Below are 21069 nucleotides of genomic sequence, written 5' to 3'. Positions count from 1 at the left end.
CTGCTTTCAGAATTCGCCGGTGAAACGCGGGAAGGCCACGTCACCCGCGTAGCGTGCCGAATCACCGAGGGCGTCCTCGATGCGCAGCAGCTGGTTGTACTTGGCGACCCGCTCGGAACGCGCGGGAGCGCCGGTCTTGATCTGGCCCGAGCCCACGGCGACCGCGAGGTCGGCGATGGTGGTGTCCTCGGTCTCGCCCGAACGGTGCGACATCATGGTCTTGTAGCCATTGCGGTGCGCCAGCTCGACAGCGTCGAGAGTCTCGGTCAGCGTGCCGATCTGGTTGACCTTCACCAGCAGCGCGTTGGCCGCACCCTTGGCGATGCCCTCTTCGAGGCGCTCAGGGTTGGTGACGAACAGGTCGTCGCCGACCAGCTGCACCTTGTCGCCGATGGCGTCGGTCAGCGCGACCCAGCCGTCCCAGTCGTCTTCCGACAGCGGGTCCTCGATGGAGACCAGCGGGTACCGGGTGAGCAGGTCCGCGTAGAAATCGCCCATTTCGGCGGCGGTGCGGACCTTGCCCTCGAACTTGTAACCCTCACCCTCGGTGTAGAACTCGGTGGCGGCCACGTCGAGCGCCAGCGCCACATCGGTGCCGAGCTTGTAGCCGGCGCGCTCGATGGCGACGCTGATCAGGTCGAGTGCTTCCACGGTGCCCGCGACGTCGGGGGCGAAGCCACCCTCGTCACCGAGACCGGTGGACAGGCCCTTCTCCTTCAGCACGGCCTTGAGCGAGTGGTACACCTCGGTGCCCCAGCGCAGTGCCTCGCGGAAGGTGGGGGCGCCGATCGGGGCCACCATGAATTCCTGCACGTCCACGCCGGTGTCGGCGTGCGCGCCACCGTTGAGGATGTTCATCATCGGCACCGGCAGCACGTGGGCGTTCGGGCCGCCCAGGTAGCGGAACAGCTCGAGACCCGAGGACTCGGCGGCACCGCGGGCCACGGCCAGCGACACACCGAGCAGGGCGTTCGCGCCGAGGCGGGACTTGTCAGGGGTGCCGTCCAGGTCGAGCAGGACCTGGTCGACGGTGCGCTGCTCCACGGCGTCGAGGCCGATGATGGCGGGCGCGATCTCGTCGAGGACGCCCTCGACAGCCTTGGTCACACCCTTGCCGCCGTAGCGGTCGCCGCCGTCACGCAGCTCGACGGCCTCGTGCTCGCCGGTGGACGCACCGGAAGGTACGTCTGCCCTGGTCAGGGTGCCGTCGTCGAGGGCGATCTCGACCTCGACGGTGGGATTGCCGCGCGAATCCAGAATCTCGCGAGCTCCGACCTGTTCGATAATGGCCACGAAAACTGCTCCTTACGACGGAAGGCACGGTAGGTATCACGGGAAGGGCCGTGCGTGCCGAGCCTATCGTCTCGGCGGAGTGTGGAGTAACCGGCACTCCGGGCCGTGGGTAACTACACGCGGCGGCCGATGCTGTATATCGCGGCGCGATCGCGCACCACATGCATGTATTTGTTCGACTGGTTGTAGGCGAACAGGGCACGCTGCCAACCGTCGGCCGAGGTCAGATCGCCGCCGCGGGTGCAGAGGTAGCGGGCGGCGGTGAGAGCGGCGTCGTCGATGTTCTGCGGGTCGGCCACACCGTCGCCGTTGGCGTCGACGCCCCAGCGCTTCCAGGTTTCGGGGATGAACTGCAGCGGGCCGACGGCGCGGTCGTAGGTGGTGTCGCCGTCGAGGCTGCCGCCGTCGGTGTCGCGGATGTCGGCGTTGCCGTTGGTGCCGTCGAGGGCGACGCCGATGATCGACGGACGCACCGTCCCGTCGGCGTCGACGCCCGCACCGCGGTGGGTGCCGTGCCCGCTCTCCACGCTGGCGATGCCGGCGAGGGTCGTCCAGGCAATCCCGCATTCGGGCCGCGACTTCGCCAGCACGGCGGCGGCGTACCCGTAGGCCTCCAGCGCGACCGGTTCGATGCCGATCGCGCCGGACTGCTCGTCGGCCCAGGCGCGCAACTGCCCGGATGCGCGGCCCGGTGCGTCGACATCGATCACGGGCAGCGCGACTCCCGGCCCCGGCGGCATGTCATCGGGGATCGACGCGAGCGAACTGCACCCCGCCAACAGGGCACTGAACGCGACTGCGGCGGCCACGCCGACCTTCTGCACTGACATCTTTTCAATCATCCAGATCCAGCGAGATTTATGCACGTCTCACAGCCACTTCTCAGAGTGGGACGTAGCAGACCGCCAAACCTGTGGCGGCGCCCGGCTTCATGGTGAAGGCTCCCGAGGCGCCCACCGGCCGTGGACATTCCGCGCCCGGACCCCGATGAACTTCGGTCACCGTCGCGTTGGCGGCCGGATCGGCACAGTCGACGAGCGCGGGCGGCGCACTGCCCGCGACGCCGAACCCGATCAGGCAATCGCCTGGTTGCCCGTATCCCAGGTGATCGGTATTCGCCGGGCCGAGGCAGACCACCACGCGCAGATCGGTCGTCGCGCCGGTGTCGACGAACACCGCATTGACATTGCCGTCGTCGGGGCACTGCGGCGACCCCGGCTCGACGTGCTGGGTTCGCACCGACAGGACCCGGTGGCGCACGCCCGGTTGGTCGCACGGGGCCACCGTCATCGTCGTCGCGGCGGCGCAGTCACCGACTTCGCTGCCACTCATCGAGGTCGAGGTCGCGATGGGCCGTGCGCACACCACGATCACGCGGCCACCGAGCGAAACCTGGGCAACGGCGGTACGGGTCGCGGCGTGGGTTTTGCAGGCCTGATCGGTGACCGGGATTCGCGCGTGGATTTCGATGCCGACCACATCGAGGGTGGCGGCCGGTGTGCCGCAGGTCATCCGCACGATCGTCTCGCCGCCCTTCTTCACGTCGACGCAGTCCCCGGCGAGCAACCCGCCCGGATCGGTGGTGTTGGCGCGGGTGGGCGACAAGCACAGGGCGGCGGCGGGATTCGACTCGTCCGGCTTCGGGTCGAGGACCGCGCGGGTGGCATCGGCGTACTTCATGCAGATGATCCCGAACGGCCACTGCGCCGACTCCCTCGCGACGATCCGGTAGGTCGCGCGCTCGTCAGCACAGCCGTACTCCACCGGTATCTCAGCACCGGACACGCAGTCCCCCACCGCCATTGCCGGCGGTTCGGTGCGGGTGAGCACGTACCCGGCCACCCCGGCCGCCGTTCCCACGGCGACAACGACGGCGAGCACGAGCCACCGCACCCACCGCCTGCGCGGGGAATCGACCGGCGGGGTGTGCGCGAACGGCGGCTCGGCGGGCGCCTGGATCGGCTCGCCGGACTGCGGCGGCGCGGGGTACGTCATCGGGTACGTCTCCTGAAATCGCTTGGAGGACAACCCGATTTAGTCGGAGACAGGGTGACAACTGTTACAGAGTCGAGCCGCGTGGCGCGGGCGTCATCCCCGAGTAGGTCGGCGCCGCCTGCGCTGCGCGGGTGATCAGCCGAGAAGGTCGGCGGTCGCCTGGTGGGCTGGTGCGGCGAGAACGGTCGCCGGGGTGCCTGATTCGACTATGCGTCCGTGGTCGAGGACGAGGAGGTCGGTGCAGTGTCCGCGGACCAGGGTCATGTCGTGGCTGATCAGGATGACCGCGGCGCCGCGGTCGGTGCGGAGGCGGTCGAGCAGCGACATGATGGCGGCGGCGGTGCCGGCGTCGAGGGCGGTGGTGATCTCGTCGCAGATCAGCACCGCTGGGTCGGCGGCGAGGGCGCGGGCCAGGGCTACTCGTTGACGCTGGCCGCCGGAGAGTTGGTGGGGGCGGCGGGCGGCGAGGTCGGCGGGCAGGTCGACGGCGGCGAGCAGGGCGGTGACGCGGGTGCGGATTTCGGGTCTGGGGACTCGCGCGATGCGGCGCAAAGGGCGTGCCAGGGTCTGCTCGACGGTGCGTCGTGGATTCAACGCCGCGCGAGGGTTCTGGGTGACAAGTTGAATACCATTGGCACCGGCCTTGATTCGCCGCCTGCTCCCCACCGGCACCCGCGCACCACCGACATCCAGCGATCCGGCGGCATCGGCGTGCAAACCCGCGATCACCCGCGCGAGCGTGGTCTTTCCCGCCCCAGAAGGCCCAACGACAGCCAGGGCGGCACCTGCGGTCAGGCTGAATCCGATGTTCTCCAGCACCGTGTGGCCGCCCGCGTCCGCGTTGATTCCCTTGGCGTGCACGGCAATTACCTCGCCGCCACCCGTCGGATCGCTGGTCGGAGATGCCGTACCGGCGGGGTCGGTATTCAGCACCCGATGCCCATTGCGGTCTGCTGGAGCCTCCGACTGGTCGACCTGTTGGCGCCCGGTCGGCCCCGAAGGTCCGTTGGACAGGTGCGCTTCGCGCGCTGAATCAGCAACCACTGCCGCGCCGTCCGTCCGTCCGCTGAACGCCTCGGCCTCGGCGATGCGGTCGGCGCCGATGACCGAGGCCGCAACCGTCCGACCGGCCGACCGGCGGCGGTCGCTTGCGGAATCAGACACTGCGGCAGCGATATTCACCGAACCCTCACCGGGTGGGTGGAGTTCGATCACGGTGTCGGCGATGGCGTTGATCGCCTCGGTGTCGTGGCCCGAGAGCAGGACGGTGGTGGAGTGCTCGGTGGCGAGGACCGATATCAGCTGGGCAATTTCGGTGCGGAGGGTGCCGTGCAGGCCCGCCAGGGGTTCGTCGAGGACGAGGACTCGGGGGCGGCGGAGGATGGCTCGAGCCAGGGCCACTCGGCGTTGCTGGCCGCCGGAGAGGCGGGCGCAGCGGCGGCGGAGGTGGGTGGGGTCGAGGCCAACTCGTTCGAGGACGGCCAGGCGGTCGGCGTCGGAGCTGCCGGGCGCCGCGTCGGCCAGGACCGCTCGGACACGCAGCAGCGGGTTGAGTTCGGAGCCGGGATCCTGGCCGACATAGGCGATGTGCTCGCGCCGGAATCTGCGCAGGGCACCGGCGTCGAGCGCGAACACGTCATATCCCGCAACCCGCACCGTGCCCTCCCCACGAACACCGGCAGGCAGATGCCCGAGGAGCGCACGCATCGCCGTCGACTTCCCCGCGCCCGACGCCCCGGTGAGTGCGGTGACCGTCCCCGATTTCAATCGAAATGACAACGGCGCCAACACCACTGCCCCACTGTCAGCAACGACGCTGAGCCCGTCCACCACCGCCGCAGCCCCGGAATCCACCACCGAGATCCCACATCCCCTCGGCCGCCCAGCACCTCCCGCGCCTCCTGCGCGCCCAGCACCTCCCGCGCCCCCAGCACCTCCCGCGCCTCCCGCGCCCCCAGCACCTCCCGCGCCCCCCGCACCTCCCGCGCCTCCCGCGCCCCCAGCACCTCCCGCGCCCCCCGCACCTCCCGCGCCTCCTGCGCGCCCGGCATCTCCCGCGCCCCCAGCATCGCCCACGACCGTTGGAGCTCCCCTGTCTCCCATGCCTTCAGCGCCACGTGCAGCCCTCGTGGCTCCCGCGTTCCGCTCGCTCTCCGCGCCGCCCGGGGTCCCCGCGGCTGCTGCATCTCCCGCGCTCACGGTCCCGAGTGCGCTCTCCGCGCATGTCTCGGCTTCCGCCCTGGCAACCCGGACCGCGCCGACATCATCCGATGCGGTTTTCGGGTTCACTCGATTCCTGGGGCCACTGGTCACCACCAGGTTCACGCCGACGGCCACGATGGCGATGGCAGCGCTCGGCGCCAGGACCGCCCAGGGGTTCAGCAGAAGTCCAGAGGCGTTGTCGCGGACCATGATCGCCCAGTTGTCGGGGCCAAGCGCTGAGACGCCGAGGAAGGCGATGGTGCTGACGAGGTAGATGGCGACGACGAAGCGCAGGCCGAGCTGGGTGGTGAAGACGGCGCGCAGGTTGGGGAGGATCTCACGGAAGACGAGATGGGACAGGGATTCGCCGCTGGCCACGGCGGCTTCGACGTAGCCGGAGGCCGCGATGGTCGCGGCGGAGGCAGCGAAGATCCTGGCGCAGTAGGGAACTCCGAAGAGCAGCGATACCGCGATCAGCGCGGTAACCCCACCCTGGGGCCATGCGGTGAGCACGAGCAAGATGCCGAGGACCGCGGGGAGCAGGATGACCAGGTCGCCGCAGAGTTCGATGACCTTGCCCGCCCGCGGGCGCACGGCGGCGACCGCGCCGAGGACGGCCGACAGCACTGTCACCGCCACCGCGATCACCGCGGAAACCGCCAGCAGGTGGGTGCCGCCGGTGAGCAGGTGGCTGAGCACATCCCGGCCCAGCCGATCAGTCCCGAGCAGCGCTCCCCCGCCCGGCGGCGCGAACGGCATCCCGACCGCCTTGTCCCCCGAATAGGGCGCGAACAGCGGCCCCACCGCCGCGAGCAGCACAACCAGCCCCACACCAACCGCCGCCGAATACCGCCCCCACCCGGCACCGGACCTGGACATATGTTCACCAGGCCCTGACGGAGACATCGGCCGAGAACGAAAAACCACCACGGCCTGATGATCTTGCTCTGCGGCGCGAGAATCCTGCTGCACTAGGCGGCCTTTCGTGTGGTCATCTCGTGCGGGTCGCGGCCCATGCACGGACGGCGTCGGCGACGGCTAGGAGGGCCATGATGACTATCGCCGTCAGGGCGACTACCGCGGCGACCATGGTGGCGTCCCGGTCGGCGACGGAACCGGCGAGAACGGCACCGATACCGGGATAGTTGAAGAGCGTCTCGACCACCAGGGCGCCGCCGAAGAGCATGCCGACCGAGGTCGCGTACCCGGCGACGATGGTCGGCGCGGCAAACGGCAGCATGTGACGGACCAGAATCGTGCGGGTCGGGAGTCCTTCCAGCACAGCACTTTCCACATGGGGCGCGCCAGCCACATCGAGCAGGGCCGAGCGCACGACGCGGGCGTTCCAGCCGATCTGCGGAATCGCCAACGCCAGCACCGGCAGCACCAGCATCTCGGGTCCGACGGGAAACCCGGAACGGCCGGTAATGGTCACGGCCGGGAGCCACCCGGTGGCCAGGGAGAACACCAGGATCAACAAGGTGCCGCCGACGAATTCGGGGACGGCCACCGCCATCGTGCTGACGGGCTGCAGAATTCGCGATCCGAGCGCGGTCGGACGCATCGCCCACCAGCAGCCGAGCCCCAGGGACAGCGCGATGGTCAGCAGCAAGGCGATCCCACCCAGCAGCAGGGTCTGCGGGAACTTGTCTGCCAGCAACGCGCCGATCGAGTTCCCCCGCGCGGTCTGCCCGAAATCCCCGGTGAGCACCCCGCAGATCCAGTCCAGGAACTGCACCGGCAGCGCGCGATCCAGACCGAGTTCGTGCTCTTTCGCCGCGAGCTCGGCCGGGTCCGCCTCCCTGCCGAGCGCCGAACGTGCCGCGTTCCCCGGTAGCAGATCCACCGCGACGAACACGACGGCCAGCAATGTCATCAGCAGCGCGATCCGCCGCAACATCGGCAGGGCAAAGGTTTTCACGGCACCGGCCTTCAACGGGTTCACGCCAACCAGGCGCGTTCCAGCTGAACGCGCGCGAACCCACCGAGCGTCGGCAGGCCACGCACCGTGCCCGCGGCGATGTCGACACCATCGGCCATGCCCCACACCAGATAGCCGCCGCGCTCGAACTCGATGCGCTGCAGTTCACGCACGGCCCGCGTGTACTCGTCACCGGATGCGGCCAGCGCCTTGGCGTCGGCAGCGTCGAATTCTGGTTCGCGGAAAGCGGTTTCGTTGCGGTTGGAACCCGAGGTCATCAGCTTGTCGGCCAGGAACACCACCGAGTCGTTGGTCCCCCACGACACCGTGTACAGCGGTGCGTTGAGCCAGGTCTGGTCGTAGAAGGCGGCCGATTCCGCCACCTGCACGTCGAGCCGGACGCCGATCTCGGCGAGCTGGGTGGCGATCACCTTCGCCGATTCGACCTCGCCGGGCACTTCGGCCTTGGTCACGAACGGGTAGCTGCGTCCGGTGTCGAAACCGGCCTCGCGCAGGAGGGTTCGCGCGCGCTCGACATCGCGGTCACGACGCAGCGTGGTGTCGTAGAGCGGGTCGGCGGTGCCGAGAACATCGGCGGCGACGGTGCCGTAGCCGGAGTGCACCTGGTTGACCAGTGCGGGCCGGTCGACGCCGAGGCGCAGCGCGGCGCGCACCCTGGCATCGGCGAACGGGCCGTCGGCGGCACGCATGGCCACACCGAGCATGGTGTCGTTGGCACGCCGGATGACCTGCAGGTCACCGCGCCCCGCGGCGGTGCGCCCGGCGATCGCGCCCACGTTGGAGGCGAGGTCGATCTGCCCGCCCAGCGCCGCGTTGCCCAGCGCGGTGACGCTGTCGAACATTGTCACCTCGATGGCGTCGAGCAGCGGCGGTGTGCCGTGCCAGCGCTCGTTGCGTACCAGCCTGGCGTTGCCGCCCTGAGAGGACTCGAGCCGGAACGGGCCGGTGCCGATCGCGGCGGTGAAGTCGGTGGTGTCCTTCGGCACAGTGAAGGTCATCAGCCGAAGCAGCAGTGGCAGTTGGGTATTGGGTGCGGGCACCGTGAACACGACGCGGTTCGGTCCGTCGGCGACGATGTCGTTCTCGGCCACCGGCATCTTCGAGGCACCGCCGACCGAGCGCAGGCGCCGCATCGACCACACCACGTCGTCGGCGGTCACCGGCGCACCGTTGTGGAAGGTCGCACCGTCGGCGATGGTGAAGGTCCAGCGGCGGTTGTCGTCGCTGGGCTCCCAGCGCGAGGCCAGGCGCGGGGCGACGGTCGGGTCAGCGCCGGGAACGGTGAGCGCGTCGTAGACGAGCGAGGTGACGAGGAAGTCGCTGTCGTTGCTGAGGTTGGCGTGCGGGTCACGTTCGCTGCGCGCGGGGGTGCCGAGCGCGCCGACCCGGAGGGTGCCACCGCGTTGCGCGGTGGTGGACCGATTATCACTGGTGCACGCTGCCGCCAGGAGCAGTGCGGTGACGCCGATACCGGACTGGAAGAGCTGCCTGCGAGTGAAACTCATCGTGTTGCCTCCTCGAACCGCCTGCGCCGGAACCCCTTTCCCGACGCCGCAAACTAGGCGAGGCTAGCCTAAAAGCAGAACGGAGTGGGGAGCTTCACATTCACCGTCACCGAACCGAAGCGACCCGCGACACCCCGGTCGGCGCCCACTTCGGCAACTCGGGTAGAAAGCGACGTTCTAGGGATCGGCTATGTTATATAGATCGGCTATCTCCCTCGCCGACACGTTAGGTTAGTCTTGCCTAATCAGCTGGTAGGCACTACCTTCGCACATCGAGCCTGAAGATCACCCGATTTCGACCGATGCGAAGAAGGGAAACCGGTGAAAAGCGTTCTGCCCGAACGTCTGACGATTCACCAGCACGACATCGAATATCGCGAGCTCGATCCCGGCGCCGCGACGGCGCTGCGATCGCTCGCGACCGAGATCCGCCACCGATTAGGTGACGCACCACACACCGCGACCCTGCACGACCCCACTCTGATCGCGCAGATCACCGAGCGCGCGGGCGAACTGCCCGACAGCGTGCGCCACGCGGTGCGACCGCCCGCCACCGTGGCCGGTGCGACCGTGGTGCGCGGGTTGCCCGTCGATGACGCCGATTTCGGTCCGACGCCGCCGCATTGGCAGGCCGCGGCCGAGCACGCGGACCGCGGTTCACTCGAACTGGATATCACGATGTTGCTGCTCGGGCGTTGTGTCGGTGAGCCTTTCGGCTGGCAGGGGCAGCAGAACGGCAGACTGGTCAACAACATCGTGCCCGCCGCGGGCCACGAGGACGAACAGTCGGGCGCGAGCAGTTCCACCCTGCTCAGCCCGCATACCGAGGACGCCTTCCATGCTCAGCGCGCGAACCTGCTCATGCTGACCTGCCTGCGCAACCCCGACCGGGTCGCCACCACGGTCTCCTCGGTGCGCGAGGTACGCCTGTCCGACGCCGATCTGCGCGCGCTCACCACCCCGACGCTGCCGATCCTGCCCGACGTCTCCTACGGCACCGGCTTCGATCAGCTCGCACCGTTGCCGACGCTGTGGCTCGACGAAAATGACTCTGTCACAGCACGTTACGATCCCGCTTACACCCCGCTCGATGATGCGGACGCGGTCTTCCGCGCCGCCTACGCCAGGCTCACCGCCGAACTCACCAGGGTCAGTCACGCCCCCGCGCTGGCACCCGGCGAGATCCTGCTGGTGGACAACGACGTCGCCGTGCACGGGCGCGTTCCGTTCCGCGCGCGCTACGACGGCACCGACCGCTGGCTCAAGCGCATCAATATCCGGCTGCCCGAACGCGCTCGGCGCGCGCAGGAGTCGTCCGAGAATGGGTATGGCCAACACGTGGTCGCGCCGTTCCGGGCGGCCGCTGATCGGACAGCAGAGCGGGGCATTACAGATGAACGAGGATCCGTTGAACAACCGTGACCGCGGCATCGGGCTGCGGGTACTTTCCCGCAGCGACCTGGCCGACGTGCCGATCAGCCCCGCCGAAGTGGTGCGTGCCGTCGAGGAGGCCTATCTCGCCTTCGCGGCGGGCGAATCCGACAACCCGCGCAAATTGAGCGTGGCCGACCCCGGCGGCTCCTCGGTGTCCTACGCCATGCTCGGCCGCGACGGGCGGCGGCGCGTGGTGGCCATGAAGACCTCCTACAAATTCGATCCCGGTCACGATCGCAGCACCAAGCGGTACTACACGACCATCACGCTCTACGACGACACCACCGGCGCCCCCATCGCGATGATGGACTGTGCGCGGGTCGGCGCGTTACGCACGCCCGCCGTGTCGGCGCTGCTGGTGCGCGAGACGGCGCGGCGCGGGGCGGAGAGTGTGCTGCTCATCGGCACCGGGACGCAGGGACGTAATGCGTTGCCGCACTTGCTCGCCGCGAATCCGCAGCTGCGCAAGCTGATGGTGTACGGCACGCATCCCGAGGGGCTGGCCGCCGTGCGTTCGCACCTGGCCGACGCGGCGCCACACGCGCTGCTAGACGTGGTCGACGACCCGTACGCGGCGGCGGCGTCCGCCGATGTGGTGCTCGCCGCGGCCGGGCCCGGCACCGAGGTCGCGCTCGAATCCTCGCATCTGGCACCGGGTTCGGTGGCCGTACTGGTCGGCTACGGGCTGGCGCCCTCGACCCTGGTCGAGGCCGATCGGGTGGTCGCCACCAGTGCGGCGCAGATGGCGCTGACGGGCACCGACATGGTCGGACCCGACGGGACGCTGCGTTCGGTGGACGCCGAACTGCCGCAGGTGCTCACCCGCAGCGCCGTGGCCCGCCGCACCGAGGACGAGAAGATCTTCGTCTACAACAGCGGGCTGGTGCTCACCGATATCGCGGTCGCGCACGCGCTGGCCGCCCGCGCCATCGCCGAGGGACGGGGTACCGAGGTGCCGCTGTGGGACTAGCCGGTGACGGGCCCGATGTCGCCGCACGCGACACGGTGTCCGACGCACCCGGTGCCGGGCGAGCCGCTGACGACAGCAGGGTGCCCGCGCACCGCCCGTCACCAGCCCATCCCGATCCGAGCGGAGTCGGCACCGAGCGGTGGCGCGTCGCCGAATCCCTTACGGCGGAGGGACTTACAGCCGAGGGGCGTCCGGAACACTGCGCACCGCCGATGCCCGCGTATATCGAGGTCATCGAACAGCGCCTGCTCGCTGATCCGGTGTTGCTCGGGGATATCGCGGACACCGTCGGCGGGCCGTTTCATGTGATGTTTCCCGAGCGGGTTTCGCACAACATCATGGCCTTCCAGCAGGTGTTCGCCGACTCGGGCGTGGACGGGTTCGTGTACTTCGGGAAGAAGGCGAACAAGGCGGGGTGCGTGGCTCGGGCGTGCGCGGAGAACGGCGCGGGCATCGATGTCGCGAGCACCGGTGAGTTGGTCGCGGCGCTGGCAGCGGGTGTGCGGGGCGAGGATCTGATGGTCACCGGGCCCGCCAAGTCCGACGACCTGCTGTGGCTGGCCGCCCGGCATCGGGCGCTGATCGCGATCGATGCCATCGACGAACTCGACCGGCTGACCGCGCTCGAGCTGCCCGTACGGGTGCTGTTGCGGGTCCTGCCCGAAGGCTCGACCAGCCGGTTCGGACTCGACCGGATGGAACTCGAGCAGGCAATCCAGGCCATCGGCGCCCCGATTACACTGTCGGGCTTCAGTTTCCATCTTTCCGGCTACGACGCCATCGCTCGCTCCGAGCAGGCGGCCACCCTGGTCGGGCGCTGCCTGCGCGCACGGGCCGACGGCCATTCGGCCGATACGATCTCGATCGGCGGCGGTTTCGGCGTCGACTACCTCGAAGCCTCGACGTGGGCAGACTTCCGGAACACCCTCAGCGACAACTGGTTCCACACGAATCCGCCCGGCGACTACTACCCGTACCACTTCCCGGTTCCTGGTTCCGCCATGCTCGGTGCCATCACCACCCACAACGGCCTCGCCGAACTGTTGCGCGACAACGAAATACGACTCGCGATCGAACCCGGCCGCGCACTACTCGACCGTGCGGGCAGCTCGGTCTTTCGCGTACAAGGCGTGAAAACCCGCACCGCCCATGGCAACCCGTACGACATCCTCACCGTCGACGGCACCAGCCTCAGCCTGTCCGAGCAGTGGTTCGACAGCGAATACCTCCCCGATCCCGTGCTGTGGCCGCAACGCCCCGGCCATCTCACCCCCACCTGCGTCGGCGCCACCACCTGCCTGGAGTCCGACCTGCTGAGCAGACGGCGCATCCCGCTGCCCCGCCGCGCACGAACCGGCGACCTGCTCGTCTACCCGAACACCGCCGGATATCAGATGGATTCCAACGAATCCGGATTCCACGAACTCCCACTCCCGCCCAAGGTGGTGCTGCGCGCAGGCGCCGACCGACTGCGCTGGAGTCTGGACAGCACACTCCGCTGATCCACCCCGAGATACCGATCCGATGGAGGAACCACCCATGGCTCTCGTCACGCGCGTGACGGACCTGATCGGCCGCACCCCCCTGTTCGAACTCGCCGTCACCGACACCGGCACCCGGCTGCTGCTCAAGCTCGAACAGTTCAATCCGACCGGCGCCGCCAAGATCAGAATGGCCCGTTCGATGGTGCTCGACGCGGAGCAGCGTGGTTTGCTGCGCGATGGCGGGCATATCATCGAGTCGACGTCAGGTAACACCGGACTCGGCTTGGCGGTGGTCGCGGCCGAACGTGGCTATCGATTCACCGCCGTGGTCGACAACCACGCCTGTAAGGACAAATTGCGCGCGATGCGAGCCATGGGCACCGACCTGGTGTTCGTCGCCGACGACGGTGACGACGAGCTGGCCACCTCGGCCCGCGAAGACCTCGCCGAGGCAATGGCGGCCACCCGCGACGACGCGTACTTCACCGAACAGCACAACAACGATGCCAACGCCGTCGGCTATTACGCCGTCGCCGAGGAGTTGCTGGCAGAGGTCGAGCGGGTCGACATCCTGCTCTCGGCGGTCGGCACCGGCGGCTCACTGTTCGGCACCGCCACCCGCCTGCGCGACCTCGGTCTGCCCGCCCGGGTGATCGGGATCGAGCCGGTCGGATCCATCGCCTTCGGCGGCGAGGGCGGCCCGTATTGGCAGTCGGGCACCGGCACCCCACCCGGCGCGACCATCGGCACCGCCGTCGACTACGCGCTGCTCGACGAGGGCGTGAAAGTCAGCGATGTCGATGCCTTCGCCACCGCTCGCGCCGTCGCCAGGACACACGGGCTGTTGATCGGCGGTTCGGCCGGCGGCTCGGTGCACAATGCCTTGGCACGGCTGGCGGAGTTTCCGGCCGGGTCCACCGTGGTAACGATCGTGTGTGATGGTGGCGAGAAATATCTCGATACCGTGTTCGACGACGACTGGATGAGCGCCCGCGACCTGCTCGATCCCGCCGCCGAAGCGGAAGTGACCACGCTGCTGCGCCGCTATTCACCGCTGCGGCGCCAGGACCAATTGATGGAGGTCAGGTGAGCGCGATCGCGCGCGAAACGAACCCCGGAGCGGGTGGGTGAACGGCACGGCGACCGATAGCAGCGCGCTGGCCAGGCTGGCGACGCCGATCGCGCTCACCCAGCTGGCGCAGATCGCGGTCTCGACGACCAATCTCGTGCTGATGGGCACGCTCGGTGTGCGCGAGGTCGCCGCGGGCGGGCTGGCGCTGGTGCTGTTCAACCAGATCCGCACCATGTGCGTCGGGCTGATCACCGGCACCGGGAATCAGATCGCCGGTGCGCTCGGCGCGGCCGGTAAGCGTGGCGATTCGGCCGACGACGAAGTGCGGGCGGTGGTGCGGGCCGCGTTCGTCATCGCGACGCTCGCCGGACTGCTCGGTGGGGCGCTGTTGATCGGGCTCGGCTGGGTGCTGCCGTGGCTCGGTCAGGACGCGGCGGTGCTCGAGCTGGCCCGGCCGATGATGATCGCGCTCGCGCCCGGGTTGCTGCCGTGCCTGTGGTTCCAGGTGTTGCGGCAGTACACCGTCGGTATGCAGCGTCCACAGGCGTTGCTGCTGGTCACGCTCGGTTCGGTGGCCTTGAACCTGGTGCTCGCGCTGGCCTTCATCCACGGCTGGGCCGGCATTCCGGCCATGGGTCTGACGGGTGTGGGCATCGCGACCTCGCTGGTCTTCGGAATCACCTTCGGGGTGTTCTGGGCGATGGTGCGCCACGACGAACAACTCGGTCGCACGCTGCCGTCGACACCGTGGCCGGTGCGCTGGGCGACCGTGCGCGAGGAACTGCGCCTCGGCACGCCGATCGCGCTCACCTACGGTTCGGAAGCGGGCATGTTCTCGGTGCTCGCGCTGGTGATGGGCAGTTTCGGGCCCGCCGCGCTGGCCGCGCACAGCGTCGTCTACCAGATCATCTACATCGTGTTCCAGACGGCGATCGGGCTGTCGCACGGTGCGTCGATCCTGGTCAGCCATGATGTCGCGCGCGAGGAGTTCGGCCACGCGCGGGCGCTGGCCTGGTTGGCGCTGCGGATGGCCGCGGTGATCGCGATCGTCACCGGCGTGGTCTACGTGCTCGCCCCGGACATCGTGCTGGCGCCGTTCCTCGATGCCACCGACACCGGCACGGTCGCCATCGCGCACACCCTGCTGCTCATCGGCATCGTGCTGCAGTTCTTCGACGCCGCCCAGAACATCGGCACCGGGCTGCTGCGTGGTCTGAAGGAGACCTCCGCGGGCTTCCGGCTGTCGCTGGTCGGCTATTGGGGCGTCGGACTGCCCGCGGCGCTGCTGCTCGCGTTCCCGCTGCACCTGGGCGCGGCAGGAGTGTGGTGGGGTCTGACGGCGGGCTTGGCCACCACCGCCGCGCTGATGCTGCGCAAGTACTTCGCGCTGCTCGATCAGGCCAGCATGGCACCGCCACGGCGCGTGCCGGTCACCCAGTCACGATGACAACGACAAAGGCGGGCGATACCTTCTCGCCCGCCTTTGTCATGGTTCGTCAGAGATTCACGCCGTAGTCGCGGGCGATGCCCGCAAGGCCCGAGGCGTAGCCCTGGCCGACAGCGCGGAACTTCCACTCGTTGTTGTGGCGGTAGAGCTCGCCGAAGACCATCGCGGTCTCGGTGGACGCGTCCTCGGACAGGTCGTAGCGCGCCAGCTCCACGCCGGTGTTCGCGTCGGTGACGCGGATGTAGGCGTTGCGGATCTGGCCGAACGACTGGCCGCGGGCCTGGGCGTCGTGGATCGAGACCGGGAAGAAGATGTTGGTGATCGTCGGCGGCGTGGCGGCCAGGTCGACGTTGATGATCTCGTCGTCGCCGTCGCCCTCGCCGGTCAGGTTGTCACCGGTGTGCTCGATGGTGCCTTCCGGCGAGCGCAGGTTGTTGTAGAAGATGAAGTGCTGATCGGAGAGCACCTTCAAGTTCGTACCGGTGGCCAGCGCGCTGGCGTCCAGGTCGTGGTCGGCACCGGTGGTGGTGCGCACGTCCCAGCCGAGACCGACCGCCACCTTGGTGAGGTTGTCGGTCTGCTTCGACAGCGAGACATTGCCGCCCTTGGCGAGTGTGACGCTCATGAAAACCCTTCTGTCCAGATGATGTGCCGTAGAAGAACTTACGTCGCCGGCTCGGCGTCGACCCAGGTTCGCAGGGTCTCGACCCGACCCTCGAGCGCCCGCAATTCGGTGTCGTCGAGCACGGTGCGCTGGATGCCACGGTCGACGGCGAACGCGGACTGCCGGTGGTCGTCGATCACGTCCACGTCCAGCTGCACCGCGGTGTAGTCCTGCGCCGACGGCATCTGCTCGGCGATGACCTTGGCCCGTCCTCGCGCACACAACGCCACATTGCCGCCGCCCAGAATCAGCAACGCCACCTCCGGCTGCTCCCGCAACCGCGCCAGCGACCCGCGATCGGACTTCAAACTGATGAGAATCCGCCGGTCACCCGCGCGCACCGGCCAGGAGACGGGGATCGCGTGCGGCGCCGGATCGGTGGTCACGAGCACCGCGATGGTCTCCTGCGGCCACACCGGCAACACGTCCAGCTCAGGGTGGTCGTTCATCACGTCCTGACTTGCCGGATCTACCTCTGTACCCATCAACCTCACCTCGACGATCGCCGGACCCCTGCCCCGCCGCGAACGGCGAGCTGCTTCGATTCTAAAGCGGTGTGGCCCTTGCTCGCTGGCGCGCACAGGATTGTCCCAAGATCTCGGCAACGTCTCAGCCGCCGACGCCAGGGACCGAACCCACGAAACATCGTTAGCTCATAGGTAACTGATGAGGTGAGTCGCCGCAGGCAGGTGATGCTCAGCCCGGCCAGAAGGTGCGCCAGTCGTGCGCGGCGAGCGGCGACCGGGTGCCTCGTTCGGCTTCGGCGGCGTCCTCGGCGGCCCGGATCGCGGTGGCGAAGTCGATGGACGCCTTGCGGAGGCGTTCCTCAGCCGAGTCGGGGCGTCCGAGCTCGACCACGCGCAGAGTGTCCGGGACGAGGTCGGCGGGCAGGCCCGCAGTGGCGCTGCGGGTGCGGATCTTCTCGGCGAGGGCGAGGGCGGGTTGGGCCATCGCGATGCCGTCGAGGCAGGAGCGGCGCGACTTCTCCGCGGATTTGCGCTCCTCCCAAGCCTTTTCCTGCGCCGCGATCTTGTCGGCCACCGAGGTCCCCGAAGAGAAGTCGGCATCGGTGAGGTAGGGGCTGCGGTGGACAAGCTTGTCGACCAGCGTCGCCGCGACATCTTCGACGGTGAATTCGCCCGCGTGTTCGGCGATTCGGGAGTGGAACAGGACTTGCAGCAGGAGGTCGCCGAGTTCTTCCTTGATGGTTTCGGCGTTACCCGCCTGGATGGCGTCGAGGAGTTCGTAGGTCTCCTCGAGCAGGTAGGGGCGCAGCGAGTCGTGGGTCTGGGTGCGCTCCCAGCCGCCGAAATGCCAGAGTCGGTCCATCACGTCGACGGCGCCGGACAGTCCCGCGGCCACGACCGCGGTGTCGGCTTGCTCCTGTGAGATCTCCGGGCTCATCGGGACGCCACGGCTTGCGCCGGCACCGAAAGATCCACCATTCCCTGGGGTTTGCCGTCGAGCACCAGCAGCAGATCGGCGACGAACTGCAGCACTGCCACGTCACGCACCCGGTCGGCACCGACGCTGTCGGTGATCCGTGGCAGCGGCAGGGTGATCAGCCCGCTCGCGGGGCGATAGTTGGCTGCGGGGTAGATCCGCTTGAGCCGAAGTTGTTTGGAGTCGGGCAGATTCAGCGGCGCGATCTTGAGCGAGGAACCGGTGACCACGATCTCGGACACGTCGTACTCGCGCGCGAGCAGGCGCAGCTTGGCCACCGCCACCAGTCGCCCGACCTCCACCGGCAGCGGGCCGTACCGGTCGACGAGCTCTTCGATGACCGCCGCCAGGGCCGTATCGGCCTGGGCCGAGGCGAGTTTGCGGTAGGCCTCCAGCCGCAGGCGGTCGCTGGCGATGTAATCGGGCGGGATGTGCGCGTCGACGGGCAGGTCGATGCGCACCTCCTTGTTCTCCTCGGTGACGATCGGCTTGCCGTCGGCGGCCGCACGGTAGGCCTCCACCGCCTCGCCGACCAGCCGCACATACAGATCGAAGCCGACACCGGCGACGTGACCGGACTGTTCGGCGCCGAGCACGTTGCCCGCGCCGCGGATCTCGAGGTCCTTCATGGCCACGGCCATACCCGCACCGAGATCGGAGTTCTGGGCGATGGTGGCCAGGCGGTCGTAGGCGGTTTCGGTGAGCGGCTTCTCCGGCGGATACAGGAAGTACGCGTAACCGCGCTCACGGGAACGACCGACGCGCCCACGCAACTGGTGTAGCTGCGAAAGGCCGAGCGAGTCGGCACGTTCCACGAGCAACGTGTTGGCGTTGGAGATGTCGAGACCGGTCTCGATGATGGTGGTGCAGACGAGCACATCGTATTCGCGCTCCCAGAATCCCTGCACGGTCTTCTCGAGCTGGTCCTCGTTCATCTGACCGTGCGCCACGACCACCCGCGCCTCGGGCACCAGATCACGAATCTTCTTGGCGGCCTTGTCGATCGAGGACACCCGGTTGTGCACGTAGAAGACCTGGCCGTCGCGCATCAGCTCACGGCGGATGGCGGCGGTGACCTGCTTGTCGTTGTAGGCACCCACATAGGTGAGCACCGGGTGCCGTTCCTCGGGCGGGGTGAGAATGGTCGACATCTCGCGAATGCCCGCCAGGCTCATCTCCAGGGTGCGCGGGATCGGGGTGGCCGACATGGTGAGCACGTCGACGTGGGTGCGCAGCGCCTTGATGTGTTCCTTGTGCTCCACACCGAAGCGCTGTTCCTCGTCGACCACCACCAGGCCGAGGTCCTTCCAGCGCACACCGGTCTGCAGCAGCCGGTGGGTGCCGACCACGATGTCGACCGAACCGTCGGCCAGCCCGGCCATGATCTCCTTGGAATCGCCCGCATCGGTGAATCGCGACAGCCCACGCACCGTCACCGGGAAACCCGCGACGCGTTCGGTGAAGGTCTGCAGATGCTGCTGGGCGAGCAGCGTGGTCGGCACGAGCACGGCGACCTGCTTGCCGTCCTGCACCGCCTTGAACGCGGCGCGCACGGCGATCTCGGTCTTGCCGTAGCCCACGTCGCCGCAGACCACGCGGTCCATCGGCACCGCCTTCTCCATGTCCGACTTCACGTCGGTGATGGCGGTCATCTGGTCGACGGTCTCGGTGAACGCGAACGCGTCCTCCATCTCCTGCTGCCATGGCGTATCCGGGGCGAAGGCGTGGCCGGGCGCGGCCTGGCGCGCGGCGTAGAGCTGCACCAGCTCGCCCGCGATCTCGCGAACAGCCTTGCGCGCCTTGCGTTTCGTGTTGGACCAGTCGGAGCCGCCGAGCTTGGACAGGCTCGGCAGTTCGCCACCGACGTAGCGGGAGAGCTGGTCCAGCGATTCCATCGGCACGAACAGCCGGTCGCCGGGCTGGCCGCGCTTGCTCGGCGCGTATTCGATCACCAGGTACTCGCGGCGCGCGCCGCCGATGGTGCGCTCGATCATCTCGACGAACCGGCCGATGCCGTGCTGGTCGTGCACCACCATGTCGCCCGAGGTGAGGGCGAGCGGGTCGACCTGGTTGCGGCGCTTGGCCGGCAGCCGCTTGCCCTCGGTGGGCGCGGTGACCCGGTTGCCGGTGAGATCGGATTCGGCGACGACCACCAGTCCGGCGTCGTCGAAGATCAGGCCGTCGTGCAGCGAACCACACAGCACGCCGACCACGCCCGGCTCCGGTACCGCTCCGGCGGGCAGCAGCGCGGCGGGCACTTCGGCCTCACCGAGCCGTTCCAGCACTCGTTGCGCGGTGCCGTGGCCGGTGACCACGACCACCGCGCGGCCGCCGGTGGCGACGTGCGCGCGCAGCGACGCGAAGATGGTGGCGACCAGTTCCTCGGACCCCCGGGCGGTGGGCCCGGCGGCTACCGGCAGGTTCACCTCGATCGGGTCGCCGGAGCTGAGCGGGCTCAGCGTCCACCACGGCAGGCCGAGTTCGTCTGCGCTGGTGTGCAATTCGGGCAGGCCGCGGTAACCGGAGGCGGCCAGGTCGAGGCCGTTGGCACCCAGCGGTGCGTCGCTACCGAAAGAGGCAGCGGTCCATGACGCTTCGAGGAATTCCTCGCCGGTGCGCACGAGATCGGCGGCACGGGTGCGGATCTTCTCCGGATCGCACAGCAGCAATTGGGTGCCCGCGGGCAGTGCCTCGGTGAGCAGGCTGAGCTTGCCCGGGGCGAGGACCGGCAGCAGGGCCTCCATGCCGTCGACGGGGATGCCCTCGGCGATCTTGTCCAGCATCTCGACCAGGGCGGCATCGGCCGCGTTGTCGGCGGCGACCGCGGCGGCGCGTTCGCGCACCGGCGTGGTGAGCAGCAGCTCACGACACGGTGACGCGACCGCCAGCTCGACGGTGCTCTCGCCGATCGAGCGCTGATCGGCGACCGAGAACGGCCGGAGCTCGGTGACCTCGTCGCCCCAGAACTCCACGCGCACCGGATGATCCGCGGTCGGCGCGAACAGATCGAGGATGCCGCCGCGCACCGCGAACTCGCCGCGCTTGCCGACCATGTCGACGCGGGTGTACGCGAATTCGACCAGGCGAGCGAGCAATTCGTCGAAATCGTATTCGCCGCCGACGCGCAGCACCACCGGTTCGATATCGCCGAGGCCCGCGGTCATCGGCTGCATCAGCGAACGCACCGTGGTGACCACGACCCGCAGCGGTTCGGGGTAGACCGGGTCTTCGGGATGGGCCAGCCTGCGCAGCACCTCGAGCCTGCGGCCCACGGTGTCGGGGCCGGGCGAGAGACGTTCGTGCGGCAGGGTCTCCCAGGACGGGAACATCGCTACCGACGGGCCGAGCATCTCGGTGAGTTCCACGGTCAGATCGTCGGCTTCGCGACCGGTCGCGGTCACCACCACCAGCGGGCGCTGCTCGGCGATCGTCGCGGCGACGAACGGCCGGACGGCCGATGGTGCGACCAATTCCACCCCGGATTTGCCGACCAGGTCGGTGACCGTTCGCAGCGCGGCGTCACCCGCGACCGCCTCGGCCAGACCGGCGAGCGGAGGACGAAGGGAGGACATTGTTCGCTCCTGATTGCGCAGTTCGGATGGGCGAGGTGGCCGTCTC

The 21069-nt window shown here is 68.8% G+C and carries 15 protein-coding genes; 5 read left to right on the top strand and 10 right to left on the bottom strand.

Annotated elements, in window-relative coordinates; translation table 11 throughout:
- Positions 1-6: 6 nt before the first annotated feature.
- From eno to ACTWPB_RS11880, 6 genes are all read right to left on the bottom strand, one after another.
- Positions 7-1293, bottom strand: a complete 1287-nt coding sequence (eno, locus tag ACTWPB_RS11905) for a phosphopyruvate hydratase (protein ID WP_446225705.1) — start codon at positions 1291-1293, stop codon at positions 7-9.
- A gap of 113 nt (positions 1294-1406) precedes the next feature.
- Positions 1407-2123 carry a lytic transglycosylase domain-containing protein gene (locus ACTWPB_RS11900; protein ID WP_446225704.1) on the bottom strand — a complete coding sequence of 239 codons (717 nt, stop codon included), beginning with the start codon at positions 2121-2123 and terminating at the stop codon, positions 1407-1409.
- Positions 2124-2175: 52 nt separating this feature from the next.
- Complete coding sequence (locus ACTWPB_RS11895) at positions 2176-3288, bottom strand: hypothetical protein (RefSeq protein WP_446225703.1); 1113 nt, start codon at positions 3286-3288, stop codon at positions 2176-2178.
- Between the two features lie 135 nt (positions 3289-3423).
- On the bottom strand, positions 3424-6369 hold the full coding sequence (locus tag ACTWPB_RS11890; RefSeq protein ID WP_446225702.1) for an ABC transporter ATP-binding protein/permease: 2946 nt from the start codon (positions 6367-6369) through the stop codon (positions 3424-3426).
- 112 nt (positions 6370-6481) lie between these two features.
- The gene (locus ACTWPB_RS11885) at positions 6482-7435 is read right to left on the bottom strand and encodes an ABC transporter permease (RefSeq protein WP_446225701.1); all 954 of its coding nucleotides are present in this window, start codon (positions 7433-7435) and stop codon (positions 6482-6484) included.
- On the bottom strand, positions 7432-8937 hold the full coding sequence (locus tag ACTWPB_RS11880) for an ABC transporter substrate-binding protein (RefSeq protein WP_446225700.1): 1506 nt from the start codon (positions 8935-8937) through the stop codon (positions 7432-7434). The genes ACTWPB_RS11885 and ACTWPB_RS11880 overlap by 4 nt, the downstream gene beginning before the upstream one ends.
- Positions 8938-9258: 321 nt before the next feature.
- On the opposite strand from ACTWPB_RS11880, the gene ACTWPB_RS11875 reads away from it, so the two are divergent.
- From ACTWPB_RS11875 to ACTWPB_RS11855, 5 genes are read left to right on the top strand one after another with little or no spacing between them, the layout of a single operon-like run.
- Positions 9259-10359, top strand: a complete 1101-nt coding sequence (locus tag ACTWPB_RS11875; RefSeq protein ID WP_446225699.1) for a TauD/TfdA family dioxygenase — start codon at positions 9259-9261, stop codon at positions 10357-10359.
- Positions 10331-11341, top strand: a complete 1011-nt coding sequence (locus ACTWPB_RS11870; RefSeq protein ID WP_446225698.1) for an ornithine cyclodeaminase family protein — start codon at positions 10331-10333, stop codon at positions 11339-11341. The genes ACTWPB_RS11875 and ACTWPB_RS11870 overlap by 29 nt, the downstream gene beginning before the upstream one ends.
- Positions 11332-12843 carry a Y4yA family PLP-dependent enzyme gene (locus tag ACTWPB_RS11865; RefSeq protein ID WP_446225697.1) on the top strand — a complete coding sequence of 504 codons (1512 nt, stop codon included), beginning with the start codon at positions 11332-11334 and terminating at the stop codon, positions 12841-12843. Before ACTWPB_RS11870 ends, ACTWPB_RS11865 begins: the two co-directional genes overlap by 10 nt.
- Positions 12844-12880: 37 nt before the next feature.
- Positions 12881-13915, top strand: coding sequence for a PLP-dependent cysteine synthase family protein (locus ACTWPB_RS11860; protein ID WP_446225696.1), 1035 nt, complete (start codon positions 12881-12883; stop codon positions 13913-13915).
- Positions 13916-13952: 37 nt separating this feature from the next.
- The gene (locus ACTWPB_RS11855) at positions 13953-15344 is read left to right on the top strand and encodes an MATE family efflux transporter (RefSeq protein ID WP_446225695.1); all 1392 of its coding nucleotides are present in this window, start codon (positions 13953-13955) and stop codon (positions 15342-15344) included.
- A gap of 49 nt (positions 15345-15393) precedes the next feature.
- Here the strand turns inward: ACTWPB_RS11855 and ACTWPB_RS11850 are convergent, their stop codons facing one another.
- The 4 genes from ACTWPB_RS11850 to mfd form a co-directional block, all read right to left on the bottom strand.
- Positions 15394-15969 carry a TerD family protein gene (locus tag ACTWPB_RS11850; protein ID WP_301903359.1) on the bottom strand — a complete coding sequence of 192 codons (576 nt, stop codon included), beginning with the start codon at positions 15967-15969 and terminating at the stop codon, positions 15394-15396.
- Between the two features lie 38 nt (positions 15970-16007).
- Positions 16008-16493 carry a hypothetical protein gene (locus tag ACTWPB_RS11845; RefSeq protein WP_446225694.1) on the bottom strand — a complete coding sequence of 162 codons (486 nt, stop codon included), beginning with the start codon at positions 16491-16493 and terminating at the stop codon, positions 16008-16010.
- Between the two features lie 211 nt (positions 16494-16704).
- Positions 16705-17412 (bottom strand): MazG family protein, encoded by a 708-nt coding sequence (locus ACTWPB_RS11840; RefSeq protein WP_446225693.1) that lies wholly within the window; start codon positions 17410-17412, stop codon positions 16705-16707.
- Positions 17409-21023, bottom strand: a complete 3615-nt coding sequence (gene mfd / locus ACTWPB_RS11835; protein WP_446225692.1) for a transcription-repair coupling factor — start codon at positions 21021-21023, stop codon at positions 17409-17411. The genes ACTWPB_RS11840 and mfd overlap by 4 nt, the downstream gene beginning before the upstream one ends.
- Between the last annotated feature and the right edge of the window lie 46 nt (positions 21024-21069).

It is taken from the genome of Nocardia sp. IBHARD005 (assembly GCF_052814245.1).
The sequence above is the reverse complement of the archived record's forward strand: the minus strand, read 5'-3'. Positions and strand labels throughout refer to the sequence as shown.